General features: G+C 71.8%; 18 protein-coding genes. 10 read left to right on the top strand and 8 right to left on the bottom strand.

Annotation, left to right across the window (positions count from 1 at the left end; all coding sequences use genetic code 11):
* Window positions 1–93: 93 nt before the first annotated feature.
* The 4 genes from ACTHMF_RS00865 to ACTHMF_RS00850 form a co-directional block, all read right to left on the bottom strand.
* A complete protein-coding gene (locus ACTHMF_RS00865; RefSeq protein WP_440315907.1) occupies window positions 94–1,479 on the bottom strand; it encodes a glutamate decarboxylase in 1,386 nt (461 codons plus the stop codon).
* Between the two features lie 103 nt (window positions 1,480–1,582).
* Complete coding sequence (locus tag ACTHMF_RS00860; RefSeq protein ID WP_314149400.1) at window positions 1,583–1,828, bottom strand: hypothetical protein; 246 nt, start codon at window positions 1,826–1,828, stop codon at window positions 1,583–1,585.
* 50 nt (window positions 1,829–1,878) lie between these two features.
* Entirely contained in the window at window positions 1,879–3,270 is a 1,392-nt protein-coding gene (locus ACTHMF_RS00855; protein WP_440315906.1) for an MFS transporter, read from the bottom strand.
* Between the two features lie 20 nt (window positions 3,271–3,290).
* Window positions 3,291–3,536, bottom strand: coding sequence for a hypothetical protein (locus tag ACTHMF_RS00850; RefSeq protein ID WP_440315905.1), 246 nt, complete (start codon window positions 3,534–3,536; stop codon window positions 3,291–3,293).
* A gap of 78 nt (window positions 3,537–3,614) precedes the next feature.
* Between ACTHMF_RS00850 and ACTHMF_RS00845 the strand changes: the two genes are divergently transcribed.
* The 3 genes from ACTHMF_RS00845 to ACTHMF_RS00835 all read left to right on the top strand — a co-directional run bounded on the left by ACTHMF_RS00845 (window position 3,615) and on the right by ACTHMF_RS00835 (window position 5,278).
* Window positions 3,615–3,977: a DUF7882 family protein gene (locus tag ACTHMF_RS00845; protein WP_440315904.1), complete on the top strand. Its 363-nt coding sequence runs from the start codon at window positions 3,615–3,617 to the stop codon at window positions 3,975–3,977.
* 9 nt (window positions 3,978–3,986) lie between these two features.
* Window positions 3,987–4,310, top strand: coding sequence for a DUF7882 family protein (locus ACTHMF_RS00840; protein ID WP_440315903.1), 324 nt, complete (start codon window positions 3,987–3,989; stop codon window positions 4,308–4,310).
* A 287-nt stretch (window positions 4,311–4,597) separates the two neighbouring features.
* Window positions 4,598–5,278, top strand: coding sequence for an MgtC/SapB family protein (locus ACTHMF_RS00835; protein WP_440315902.1), 681 nt, complete (start codon window positions 4,598–4,600; stop codon window positions 5,276–5,278).
* A gap of 2 nt (window positions 5,279–5,280) precedes the next feature.
* Here the strand turns inward: ACTHMF_RS00835 and ACTHMF_RS00830 are convergent, their stop codons facing one another.
* Together ACTHMF_RS00830 and ACTHMF_RS00825 are read right to left on the bottom strand one after the other, a co-directional pair.
* The gene (locus ACTHMF_RS00830) at window positions 5,281–5,733 is read right to left on the bottom strand and encodes an acetyltransferase (RefSeq protein ID WP_440315901.1); all 453 of its coding nucleotides are present in this window, start codon (window positions 5,731–5,733) and stop codon (window positions 5,281–5,283) included.
* Between the two features lie 35 nt (window positions 5,734–5,768).
* Entirely contained in the window at window positions 5,769–6,023 is a 255-nt protein-coding gene (locus tag ACTHMF_RS00825) for a hypothetical protein (protein ID WP_440315900.1), read from the bottom strand.
* 140 nt (window positions 6,024–6,163) lie between these two features.
* Here ACTHMF_RS00825 and ACTHMF_RS00820 point away from each other — a divergent pair, with 140 nt between their 5' ends.
* Window positions 6,164–6,658 (top strand): MarR family winged helix-turn-helix transcriptional regulator, encoded by a 495-nt coding sequence (locus ACTHMF_RS00820; RefSeq protein WP_440315899.1) that lies wholly within the window; start codon window positions 6,164–6,166, stop codon window positions 6,656–6,658.
* Between the two features lie 14 nt (window positions 6,659–6,672).
* On the opposite strand, the gene ACTHMF_RS00815 is transcribed toward ACTHMF_RS00820, so the two are convergent.
* Entirely contained in the window at window positions 6,673–7,737 is a 1,065-nt protein-coding gene (locus ACTHMF_RS00815) for an NAD(P)H-dependent flavin oxidoreductase (RefSeq protein ID WP_440315898.1), read from the bottom strand.
* A gap of 145 nt (window positions 7,738–7,882) precedes the next feature.
* Between ACTHMF_RS00815 and ACTHMF_RS00810 the strand changes: the two genes are divergently transcribed.
* A complete protein-coding gene (locus ACTHMF_RS00810; RefSeq protein ID WP_440315897.1) occupies window positions 7,883–8,542 on the top strand; it encodes an alpha/beta hydrolase family protein in 660 nt (219 codons plus the stop codon).
* On the opposite strand, the gene ACTHMF_RS00805 is transcribed toward ACTHMF_RS00810, so the two are convergent.
* Window positions 8,539–8,820: a hypothetical protein gene (locus ACTHMF_RS00805; RefSeq protein ID WP_314147056.1), complete on the bottom strand. Its 282-nt coding sequence runs from the start codon at window positions 8,818–8,820 to the stop codon at window positions 8,539–8,541. The two genes, ACTHMF_RS00810 and ACTHMF_RS00805, sit on opposite strands and share 4 nt — an antisense overlap.
* Window positions 8,821–9,015: 195 nt before the next feature.
* Here ACTHMF_RS00805 and ACTHMF_RS00800 point away from each other — a divergent pair, with 195 nt between their 5' ends.
* The 5 genes from ACTHMF_RS00800 to ACTHMF_RS00780 all read left to right on the top strand — a co-directional run bounded on the left by ACTHMF_RS00800 (window position 9,016) and on the right by ACTHMF_RS00780 (window position 11,689).
* A complete protein-coding gene (locus ACTHMF_RS00800) occupies window positions 9,016–9,282 on the top strand; it encodes a hypothetical protein (RefSeq protein ID WP_440315896.1) in 267 nt (88 codons plus the stop codon).
* A 140-nt stretch (window positions 9,283–9,422) separates the two neighbouring features.
* Window positions 9,423–9,752 carry a PadR family transcriptional regulator gene (locus ACTHMF_RS00795; RefSeq protein WP_314147054.1) on the top strand — a complete coding sequence of 110 codons (330 nt, stop codon included), beginning with the start codon at window positions 9,423–9,425 and terminating at the stop codon, window positions 9,750–9,752.
* Between the two features lies 1 nt (window position 9,753).
* Window positions 9,754–10,128 (top strand): DUF1048 domain-containing protein, encoded by a 375-nt coding sequence (locus tag ACTHMF_RS00790; RefSeq protein ID WP_440315895.1) that lies wholly within the window; start codon window positions 9,754–9,756, stop codon window positions 10,126–10,128.
* Window positions 10,125–10,916, top strand: coding sequence for an ABC transporter ATP-binding protein (locus ACTHMF_RS00785; RefSeq protein ID WP_314147052.1), 792 nt, complete (start codon window positions 10,125–10,127; stop codon window positions 10,914–10,916). Before ACTHMF_RS00790 ends, ACTHMF_RS00785 begins: the two co-directional genes overlap by 4 nt.
* The gene (locus tag ACTHMF_RS00780) at window positions 10,913–11,689 is read left to right on the top strand and encodes an ABC transporter permease (protein WP_314147051.1); all 777 of its coding nucleotides are present in this window, start codon (window positions 10,913–10,915) and stop codon (window positions 11,687–11,689) included. Before ACTHMF_RS00785 ends, ACTHMF_RS00780 begins: the two co-directional genes overlap by 4 nt.
* Window positions 11,690–11,729 lie beyond the last annotated feature (40 nt).

Below are 11,729 nucleotides of genomic sequence, written 5' to 3'. Positions count from 1 at the left end.
CCGCACGCGCCGGGCGCGCGCGGGCCGCGGCGGGGGCGCCCCCCGCCGCCTGGCGGCGGACGCCGGGGCGGGGCGCGCCCGCTCGACGCCCCGTCAGTGGTGGAACGGCACCGCTTTGGGCCCAGGCAGGGGCGCGTCCAGCCGGTCGAGCATGCCGACGCCGTCGGAGATCGCGTCGACGAGGCCGCCCGCGAGGTCGCGGCTGAGGCCGTTGCGGACCACCGCGCGCTGCACCGTCACCGCGGTCAACGACTCCGGCAGCGGGTAGGCGGGCACCAGCCAGCCGCGGGCGCGCAGCCGCTCGGAGAGGTCGTACAGCGTCCAGGTGTCGGTGTAGCCGTCCTTCAGCCGCCACGCGGTCACCGGGATGTCGCTGCCGTCCGCGACGATGTCGAACGCGCCGAGGCCGGCCACCGCGTCGGCGAGGTAGCGCGCGACGTCCCTCGCCGCCGACTGTACCCTCCGGTAGCCCTCGAAGCCGAGCCGTAGGAACTGGTAGTACTGCAGCAGCACCTGGGCGCCGGGCCGGGAGAAGTTGAGCGCGAACGTCGGCATCGAGCCGCCGAGGTAGCTGACCCGGAAGATCAGCTCCTCCGGCAGCAGCTCCTCCGACCGCCAGACCACCCAGCCCAGTCCGGGATACACCAGGCCGTACTTGTGCCCGGAGGTGTTGATCGAGGCGACGCGCTCCAGGCGGAAGTCCCATTCGAGCTCCGGCTGCAGGAACGGCGCCACCATCGCGCCGGACGCCCCGTCGACGTGGATGGGGATGTCCCACCCGTGCTCGGCCTGGATGGCGTCGAGCGCGGCGGCGATGCGCTGCACGGGCTCGTACTTCCCGGTGTAGGTGACGCCCATGATCGCGACGACGCCGATGGTGTTCTCGTCCACGTACGCGGCGAGCGCCGGCCCGTCGAGCGTCGGAGCGTCCGCGGAGATCGGGACCATCCGCGGCTCCACCTCGAAGTAGGCGCAGAATTTCTCCCAGCACACCTGCACCGCGGAGCTCATCACCAGGTTGGGACGGTCCGTGCTCTTGCCGGCCGCCCGCCGCGCCTGCTGCCAGCGCCGCTTCAGGGCGAGCCCGCCCAGCATGCACGCCTCGGACGATCCGACCGTCGACGTCCCGATCGCGCGCTCGGGATGCGGCGCGTGCCAGAGTTCGGCGAGCATCCGCCAGCACCGGGTCTCGATCGCCGCGGTCTGCGGGTACTCGTCCTTGTCGACGATGTTCTTGTCCGCGGCCTCGGCGTAGAGCCGCTGCGCCTGCTCCTCCATCCAGGTGCCGACGAAGGTCGCCAGGTTGAGCCGGGCGTTGCCGTCGAGCATGGCCTCGTCATGCACGACCTGGAAAGCCGTCTCCGGCAGGGATTCGCCGCGCGGCAGCGAGAACCGCGGGAACTCGGTGGCCTCGCCGGGCCGGGAGAAGACGGGGTTCAGGCCGACGTCCTCGCCGGCGGACTCGTATCCCTGTCGCATACCGGCGAGCGTAGCTGCGCCCGGCCCGGCGCGCAGCCCCCGGCGCGCGCGTCTCCCCTGCGCTCCGTCGCGACCCGTCCGCAGCGCTCCTGTCAGCGGTCGGTCACGCCACCTGCAGCTGCGTGCGCGCCGGCGACGGGCAGATCAGGAAGGCGTGACCGTGGTCGCGCTCCATCACATGCAGGTCGATCCTGGCGCCGCACAGCGGGCAGGTCGCCGCTTCCGTCCTCGCCGTCTCCGGCCCGTAGGGACCGAGCGGAGGCGGACCGAGGACCGGGAGCAGCTTGGCGTCCAGCCATTCCGCTGCTCGCCCGGCGCGAGCGCCGAGCCGGCCCTCCACCTTGTTCATACCTCGATGGTAGGCCGGTTCCACGCCTCCGGAACCGGTGGATCGGCGCGCTACGCGGTCGCCGGGTCCTGCCGCGAGCGCGGACGCACGAACACCAGCAGCGCGAGGTGCACGACCGCCAGACCGCTCGCGACGGCGACCGCGGCGAGCCAGCTGGATGCGGTCGTCCCCGCGCTGAACAGCAGGCCGAGCACGGTGGTCGCCACGATCGCCCCGACGTAGCGCGAGGTCTGGAAGATCCCGGCCGCCACGCCCGCGTCCTGCGGCCGGGCGGACGCGTACAGCGCCTGGTTCATGGCGATGCTGACCACGCAGTACGGGATGCCGAGCGCCGCCGTCAGCAGCAGCACCACCCACGGCGCCGTGGTGAGCGCGGCGAAGCCGAGCAGCGCAGCGCCCACGATCAGCGCGACGGCCCCGGTGATCAGCGTCGGGCGCAGCCCGATGCCCTCGATCGCCCGCGCCGCGAGCGGCGTGATCACGATGGTGACCGCCGCGAGCGGGAACATCAGCAGGCCCGCCACGCCCGCCGGGTAGCCACCGTGCTCCTGCAGGTACTGCGGCAGCCCGAAGAACGCCGAGTAGTAGACGATGTTGAAGATCGCGAAGCACAGGTACACCATCAGCAGCCGGCGGTTGGCGGCGAGCAGGCGCAGGTCGAGGAACGGGAACCGGGTGCGCAGCTCCCGCCACACGAAGAGCCCGCCAGCGACGACCGCCACCGGGAGCAGCCACCACAGCGGCTGCGGGTTCAGGTCGAGCAGGAAGACCAGCAGCGCCGTCAGCGTCGCGACGAACAGCAGGATGCCCGGCACGTCCGACTCCGCGATCGTGCGCGTCAGCGGCGTGCGCTCGCGCTCCGCGTCGCGGGGTGCGAGCAGCCAGACGCCGGCGAACGCGAGCGCGGACAGCGGGACGTTCACCCAGAAGATCGACGGCCAGCCGAGGAACGTGACGAGCGCCCCGCCGAGCACGGGGCCGACCGCCGCGCCGGAGGTGTTCGCGATCTGGATGCGGCCGAGCAGCCGCGGCGTCCCCACCTCGCTGCGCGCCGCGATCGTGCGCAGCATCGCGATGGCGGACGGGAACGCGGTGGCGGTCCCGATCGCGAGCGCGACCCGGCCGACGCAGACGCCGGCGAACGAGCCGGCGAACGGGGTGAGCGCGCACGCGAGCGCGACGACGAGCATCCCGAACAGGAACAGCCGCCGGGGACCGAACCGGTCGGCGAGCCTGCCCATCAGCGGCTGGCCCGCCGCCGAGGCCAGGTAGAAGGACGTGATCACCCAGGTGACCGTCGTCACGTCCACCCGGAACGAGTGCTGCAGCGGCACCAGGGCCACCGCGATCATCGACGAGTTCAGCGGGTTCAGCAGCGTGCCGAGGCTCAGCGCGGCGACCGCCCAGCCCGCGCGGCTGCGGTCGGGCGGGGCGGATGTCACTCCCCCACCCTACTCGCGGGCTACTCGTCGAGATCGGCGGTCGTGAGCGGGATGGTCGACCGGTACGGGTAGGCCGGCATCGAGGAGAACTCCTCGTCGTCGTCCAGCTCGTAGACGTCGTAGGCGAGAGCCCCGGCGAACGTCGTCGCCACGCGGATCTCCCCCGGAGGACACCCGCCGATCAGGGGCACGACCACGACGCTGTCCAGGGTCCGGCCGTCCTCGTAGAGGAGCGCCGCTTTGATGGTTCGCGTGAGAGCGTCCATGTCGCGGACTTTACGCCGCTGCTGGTGTGTCACTTGACGACGCGCGGGCTCCCGGCGAAAGTGTGACTCGGAGGAAGCATGGGAACCTTGTTCTACGACGGCGCGGACGGTTTCACGTTCGACGACCGTGTGCTCGCACATCTGCAGGCGGTCATCGCCACGAAGCTCCGCAGGCGGGAGGGGTTCCTGCTCCTGTGGATGGACCGCACCGCCGCCCCGGACGCCACGCTGCGCTCCATCTGGCTCGATCCCTCGATCAGCCTCCAGTTCGTGTTCGCGCACCCCACGCTCCCCGAGCTGAACAGGGACTGGCTGACCATCCTGACGGAGAAGGCGAACGGGAACGGCGGCCTGCACCTCGACGACGACCTGCGCGCCGAGATCCGCGAGGAGGTCCCGGAGGGCACCTACCGCAGCGCCCGCAAGCGGGTCGTGGACTGAGGGGCGGCGATGGGACGTCTCATCTACGGCGGCGGTCAGGAGTACGAGTTCGACGACCGCACCCTCTCCCACGTGAAGATCGCGCTGGTCACCAAGCTGCGCAGGCACGAGAGCTTCCTGCTGAACTGGCAGATCCCCGCCGACCAGGGCGGCGGCCGGATGAGCATCTGGGTCAGCCGGGAGATCCCGATCGCGTTCGTGTTCGGCGGCAGCAGGCCGCCGCGGCTCAACGAGCGCTGGATGGACGCGCTGCTGCACACCAGCCAGCGCACCGGCGGCATGGTGGTGATGACCGAGGAGGAGGCCGAGACCGGCGACTACGCGGACCGCTGAGCTACGCCACGAGCGGCCGGCGTCCGGGCGGCGCCGCCGTCGTGCTGCGGCGGCAGCGCGGATTGACGCAGCGCAGGGCGACCGTCACGACGGCCCAGGCGCCGCCGACCGTCGGCATCAGCCGTCGTTCCCGTTCGAGTGGCGCGCCGCACACGGCGCAGTTCCCCGTTTCCGCGACCATAGAAACCAACCCCGTCCCGAAATCGCTGCTTCCATGGTCCGCCCGCCGGAGCACCGGCGCAAGGGAGGGGGTGCCACGGGATGAACGCGGCTCCTAGACTCCGGCCATGGCGGTCTGGACCGGTGGCGCGGCACTGCTGACGCAGCTGCTGCTGCTGGTGCTCGCCTTCGCGCTCTCGGCGGTCATCGGCATCGAGCGGGAGCGGCAGTACAAGAGCGCGGGACTGCGCACGCACATCCTGGTCGGCCTGGGCGCGGCCATGTTCACGCTGGTCTCGGCGTACGGGTTCACCGCGCTCGGGATGCCGGCCACCGACCCGTCGCGGATCGCGGCGCAAGTGGTGACCGGCATCGGTTTCGTCGGCGCCGGGGTGATCTTCGTCAACCGCGGCAACGTCGTCGGGCTCACCACCGCCGCCTCCATTTGGGTGACCGCCGCGGTCGGGATGGCGTGCGGGGCCGGGATGCCGCTGCTCGCGATCGCCGGTGCCGCGCTGCACCTCATCGCCGTCGGCTCGCTGCCGACGGCCGAGCGGATGCTGCGCCGCCGCTCCGGCGCGGCGGTCACGGTCCGCATCGACCCGCGCAGCGCCGCTCTCCCTGAGCTGCTCGAGCGCTGCGAGGCCAGCGGGGCGAAGACCCGCATCGAGGACCTGCGCCGTTCCGGAGACGGCGTCGAGGTGAACGTGCACGTGCGCGGCAGGCAGGCCGAGACCGACCGGCTGGTCGCGAGCCTCGGGTCGATCGACGGCGTACTGTCCGTCGCGGCGGTGGCCGCCCGGCCCTGAGTTCAGGCCCCGCCGCGCAGGCGCAGGTGCAGCAGCGGGTACGGGCGACCCGCCTCGTCCGTCTCGCTGCGCCCGGCCACCTCGAAGCCGCGGTGCGCGTAGAAGCCGGCGGCGGACGCGTTCTGCTCGTTCACATCCACCTCGGTGACACCGAGCCGGTCGACCGCGTCGGCCAGCAGCGCCGTGCCGACGCCGCCGCCGCGCTGGGCGGCGTGGACGAACAGCATCTCCAGGCGGCCGTCCAGGACCCCGGAGAAGCCGACCGCCGCGCCGCCGCGCTCCGCGACGGAGAGCGTGACAGCGGGGAGGTAGTCCGACGCGAGCCTGGACTCGATCTCCGCACGGTCGGCCTCCGCCAGGAAGTCGTGCGTCGCGTCGACGGCTGACCGCCAGATCGCGACCAGCTGCGGGTACTCGGCCGGGCCCTGCGACGGGCGGATGCTCAGGTCGGGCACGACGGCTCCTTCTGCGATGAGGCGGACCCTCCATGCTAGCCGTGCGCGTTCCCGCGCCCGTGCCCGTGCTCCGCCTTCGGATAGTCGCCGCTGCGCTGGTGCGAGCTGCGCACCAGCGGTCCCTCGCCGTCGCGCTCCGAGCCGACGTACGCGCCGACGATGTCGGCCTCTGGGCCTGTGTGCCCCTCCGTCTCCGTGTACTGACCGTGGACGTCGCGCGGCGCTGCGGTCTCGGGTTCGGCCTGGGTGTACCTGCCCTCCACGCGGTCGCGCTCCTCTGCCTCGACCATGACCATCGCCTCCTTAGTTGCGATAGCGCAATTATCTCACCGCAACGCAGGCCGGGAAAGGGCCGCGCCGAACACGCAGGCGGTTCCCGGTTTGCGCAAATGTTGCCCGCGCGCAAGCGATCCGGGGTACAACTGAGGGGATGGACGAGCAGCGCGACGACGACACGCACGACGTGGATGCCGCCCTGCTCGCCGCCAACGTGATGCTCGGCGTCGCCGCCCGGTCGGTGGCAGAGGTGGAGGACATCCTCACCTCCCCGCAGCTGCGCGTCCTCGTGACGATCGCCACGCGCGGCCCGCAGAATCTCGGCGAGATCGCCGCCGAGCTGGGCGTCCACGCCTCCAACGCGACGCGGACCTGCGAGAAGCTCGTCCGCGCCGGCTTCATCGCGCGCTCGGAGGACCCGGCCGACCGCCGCTTCGTCCGGCTCACCCTCACGCGGCAGGGCACCGCGCTCGTGCAGCGCGTGATCGGCCACCGCAGGGCGGCCCTCGCCGAGGTGCTCGCGGCGATGGAGCCGGCCGAGCGGGCCGCTGCGACCGACGGCTTCCGCGCCTTCGCCCGCGCAGCGGGCGACCGCCAGGTCGCCGACGGCCGCTTCACGCTCGTCCCGCCGCCCAGCGCCCCGGTCTGACCCGCGTCCGCCGCTCAGCCGCGCGAGCCGGGGACACCGGCGCGCAGCTCGGCGAACACCTCGGCGGCGTCGTCCAGGCGAGCGAGGCCGGCCGCCTGCCCCATCCAGAGCGACAGCAGGTCGTCGCGTCCCGCCTCGGCCGCGGGCCGCCGGAACGCGCCGGTGAGGATGTTCTGAAGCGGGAACGACGCGAACCCGTGCCGCTCGATCGTCTGCACGGCGCGGTTCGGCAGTCCGCGCGCCGCGCGTCCGCTCATCGCCCGGGTGAGCACCGTCTCGTGCGCGGCCGCGCCGCGGATGCGGTCGCGGTGCACGGCGGGCGCGGCGGATTGCCGGGTGGCCAGGAACGCCGTCCCGACCTGGACGCCACAGGCGCCGAGCGCGAACGCCGCGGCGACTCCGCGTCGGTCGGCGATGCCGCCGGTGGCGATCACCGGAACGGAGACCGCATCGACGACCTGCGGGATGAGCGCGAGCCCGCCGACGAGGCTCGCCTCCGGCGCGGCCAGGAACGAGGGCCGGTGCCCGGCGGCCTCGGCCCCGGAGGCGACGATCGCGTCGACGCCCGCCGCCTCCAGCGCCAGGGCCTCCGGCACCGTGGTCGCGGTGCCGAACACCCGGATGCCGCGGGCATGGGCGCGCTCGATCGCATCCGCGGGCGGGACGCCGAAGATGAAGCTGAGCACGGCCGGCTCCGCGGCGAGCGCCGCTTCCAGCTGCTCCTCGAAGGCGGGCAGCGGCGGCACCGGCCATGCGGGAGCCGCGACGCCAGCGTCGGCGTAGAGGTCGCCCATCGCCGCGACCGCGGCGTCGTACTCTGCGCGATCGAACGGCTCCCCAGAAGCACGCTCGCCAGGCCCCTGCAGCGGCAGCCACAGGTTCAGGGCGAACGGCCGGCTGGTCGCGGCGCGCAGCTCGGCGGCGACGGCCGCGATCCGCTCGGCCGCGTAGCCGTAGAGGCCGTACGAGCCGAGACCGCCGGCCTCGCTGACCGCCGCCGTGAGCGACACGGAGGACATCCCGCCGAACGGGCCGAGCACGATCGGCGTATCGATCTGCAGCAGGTCGCGAAGATCCATCGGGGCCCCTCCCTCGGCGCGCGCGGCGCGCCACGTTTCCTTGCGCATGCGCAAACGTCGGATGCGCCTCATCCTACCGAGGCGGCACGCCGCCGCCGCTCGCGGCCGGTTCCTGCGCCACCCGTGCAGCGGGTAGCGTCGGACCGTGGAGATCACCGCCCCGACCAGCATCGGTCCCGGCCGCCTCGTCGTCGCGCCGGCCGACGAGCCGACCGCGCTGCTCTGGCTCGGCCACGGCGCCGGCGGCGGCATCGGCGCCGCCGACCTCGCCGCCCTCGCCTCCGGGCTCCCCGCGCTGGGCGTCACGGTGGTGCGCTACGAGCAGCCGTGGCGGGTGGCGGGCAAGCGCGTCGCCTCCCGGCCCGAGCAGCTCGACATCGCGTGGCGCGAGACCGCGCCGGTCGTCCGCGACCTCGCCGGCGACCTTCCCGTCATCGCGGGCGGCCGCAGCGCGGGGGCGCGCGTCGCGTGCCGCACGGCCGCGGACACGGGCGCCGCCGGCGTCGTCTGCCTGGCGTTCCCGCTGCATCCCCCCGGCCGCCCGGAGAAATCCCGCCGCGAGGAGCTGTTGACCCCGGTCGTCCCCGTGCTCGTGCTGCAGGGCGACAGGGACACCTTCGGCGGCGCCGAGCTCGTCGCCGCCGAAGCGGACGGGCGCGCGAACATCCGCGTCGTCCCCGTGCCTGGCGCCGACCATGGGATGCGGACGCTGAAGACCTCCCCGCTCGACGCGCACGGCGTCGCCCGGCTGGTCGTCGGCACGGTCGCCGGGTTCGCGCGAGAGCTGGCGGCCGCCTCCCGCTAGTCGTCCGGCGTCGCCACCTGCTCCACCATGGAGTCGTCGACCACCGTCCCCGGCACAGTCTCCGCATAGAGGTAGGCGGCGGAGGCCGGCCAGGAGCTGCCGTCGATCAGGCGGAACACGTCGACCGCCGCCGCCCCCGCGAAGGTCGCAGCGGCACGGATCGCCGCAGGCGGCGCGAGCCCGCGGACCGGCAGCCGCAGACTGAAGCTGTCGCGCAGCTCCTCGGGGAAGAGGAAGACCGCGACGAAGGTCTCGCCATTCTCGGTGTGCGCGTTCATCGCCCCAGCTCCTCCCGCGAGAGACACCGGATCGCGAGCGCTGGACGCCATCCCCCGCCGCCTCGCGGGAATGATGCACCAGGACGCGCGGACGCGGCAAGACGTGCATTTCGCGGGTCCGTCGCCGCATTACGAGTCGCCCCGTCTCGAAATACCCCCTAGGCGCGGCCATGCGCGTTATCGCACAATGCCGCCATGAGCGAATCGGAGATCAGCGGAGCGTCGACGCTCGGCCCCGGCCACATCCCCGGCGGCATCCCACTGAAGATCCGGATCAGCGAGGCCGAGTACACCGCCCTGGTCTGCATCGCCAAGCGCAAGGACACGACGGCCGCCGCCCTGGTCGAGCAGCTGGTGCTGAACGCCCTCGCCCGCACCGAGGTGCCCGCGGCCGCCGAGTCGACGCCCAAGCGGCGGCACACGACGTACGAGCAGGCCACCAGCGGCTATCGCGCCGACTGAGCGCTCTTCGCCCCTCTTCGCCCCTCTTCGCCGGGATTCCGCGCGCCCGAAAAAGGTTCGCTATTCAGTGTTGCTATGTACCGGTACTCGGCGTTACTATCTACTGGTAGTCAACAACACTGAGTAGTTAGGGGGTGACCATGAGCAAGCAGGCAACGGAGATGCTCAAGGGCACACTCGAGGGCATCGTCCTCGCCATCCTCTCCGGCCGCGCCGCATACGGCTACGAGATCACCTCGTGGCTCCGCGACCGGGGATTCACCGACATCGCCGAGGGCACGATCTACGCCCTCCTGGTCCGGATCGAGCAGCGCGGGCTCGTGGACGTCGAGAAGGTGCCCTCGGAGAAGGGCCCGCCGCGCAAGGTCTACTCCCTGAATGCACAGGGCAGGGAGTACCTGGATGAGTTCTGGAGGACGTGGAGCTTCCTCTCGGACCGACTCGAACAGCTCCGCGAAGGGGACAACTGACATGGCATCGAAGTGGATCGAGATGGTCACCGGATCGCTCGAGCAGAAGAAGCAGTACCGGCAGCTGAGGGCCCGCCTGGAGGCGCTGCCCGAGCCGTACCTGAGCGTCGCGAAGGCGGTGCAGCGGTACTTCATGTACAACGGCGGCATCACCGACGGCGACACCCTCGTCACGATGATGAACGACTTCGTCGAGCTCTGGGAGCGCGCCGCGGCCGACGGGACCCCGGTGCGGGACATCGTCGGCGAGGACCCGGTCGAGTTCGCCGACACCTTCATCGAGGCCTACCTCGGCAAGCGCTGGATCGACAAGGAGAAGGCCCGCCTGACCGCAGCGGTCGAGGCCGCAGAAGAGACAGAGGGGAAGAACCGATGACGGCAGTGCTGCAGGACCCGGCCATCCGGGTCCGCGGACTCCAGAAGTCCTACAAGAAGCTCAGCGTCCTGCGCGGCGTCGACTTCGACGTCGCCCGGGGCAGCATCTTCGCCCTGCTCGGCTCGAACGGCGCCGGCAAGACCACCGCGGTCAAGATCCTCTCCACCCTGCTGAAGGGCGACGGGGGCACGGCGACCGTCAACGGCTTCGACGTCGCGTCGAAGGCTGCCGACGTGCGCGACTCGATCAGCCTGACCGGGCAGTTCGCGGCGGTGGACGAGGTGCTCACCGGACGGGAGAACCTGATCCTGGTCGCGCAACTGCGTCACCTGAAGAAGCCGGCGACCATCGCGGACGAGCTGCTCGCGCGGTTCTCGCTGACCGACGCCGGCTCTCGCAAGGTCGCCACCTACTCGGGCGGCATGCGCCGCCGGCTCGACATCGCGATGAGCCTGATCGGCAACCCGCCGGTGATCTTTCTCGACGAGCCGACCACCGGACTCGACCCGCAGGCGCGGATCGAGGTGTGGGAGGCGGTCAAGGAGCTCGCCGCGCGCGGCACCACCGTCCTGCTCACCACGCAGTACCTGGACGAGGCGGAGCAGCTCGCCGACCGCATCGCCATCCTGCACGAGGGCAGGATCATCGCCGACGGAACGCTCGGCGACCTCAAGAAGCTCCTCCCGCCAGCCGAGGTCGAGTACGTGGAGAAGCAGCCCAGCCTGGAAGACGTCTTCCTGGCCATCGTCGGCCCGAAGGCCACGACAGAAACGGAGGAAGCACGATGAGCGCCGCCACCTTCGTCGCGGACACCACCGTCCTCACCGGACGGTCCATGCGACACATCACCCGCAGTCTCGACACCATCATCACGACCGCGCTCATGCCGATCGCGTTCATGCTGCTGTTCGTGTTCGTGTTCGGCGGGGCGATCGACACCGGCAGCTTCGAGGGCTCGTACGTGAACTACCTGCTCCCCGGCATCCTGCTGATCACGGTCGCCACGAGCATCTCGTACACGGCCTACCGGCTGTTCATGGACCTGAAGGGCGGCATCTTCGAGCGCTTCCAGTCCATGCCGATCGCCCGCTCCAGCGTGCTGTGGGCGCACGTGCTGACCTCGCTGGTCTCCACGATGATCTCGGTGGTGCTCGTGGTGCTGGTCGCCCTCCTGATCGGGTTCCGCACCGGGGCGAGCGTGCTCGCCTGGCTCGGGGTCGCCGGCATCCTGGTGCTGTTCACCCTGACGCTCACCTGGATCGCGGTCATCGCCGGCCTGTCGGCCAAGACGGTGGACGGGGCGAGCGCCTTCTCCTACCCGATCATCTTCCTCCCGTTCATCAGCTCGGCCTTCGTTCCGACCGAGACGATGCCGGGACCGGTGCAGTGGTTCGCGGAGAACCAGCCGATCACCTCGATCGTGAACTCCATCCGGGCGCTGTTCGCGCAGCAGCCGGTCGGCAACGACATCTGGATCGCCCTGGCCTGGTGCGTCGGCATCCTGATCGTCGCCTATGCCGTCGCGATCTCGACCTACCGGCGCAAGATAACCGCGGGCTGACCCGCACGACGGCGACGGCCGCCCCCCCCCTCCGGGGGGC

Source organism: Leifsonia sp. (assembly GCF_051955155.1).
Taxonomy (GTDB): domain Bacteria; phylum Actinomycetota; class Actinomycetes; order Actinomycetales; family Microbacteriaceae; genus Leifsonia.
This window is presented reverse-complemented; position numbering and strand designations above follow the sequence as displayed.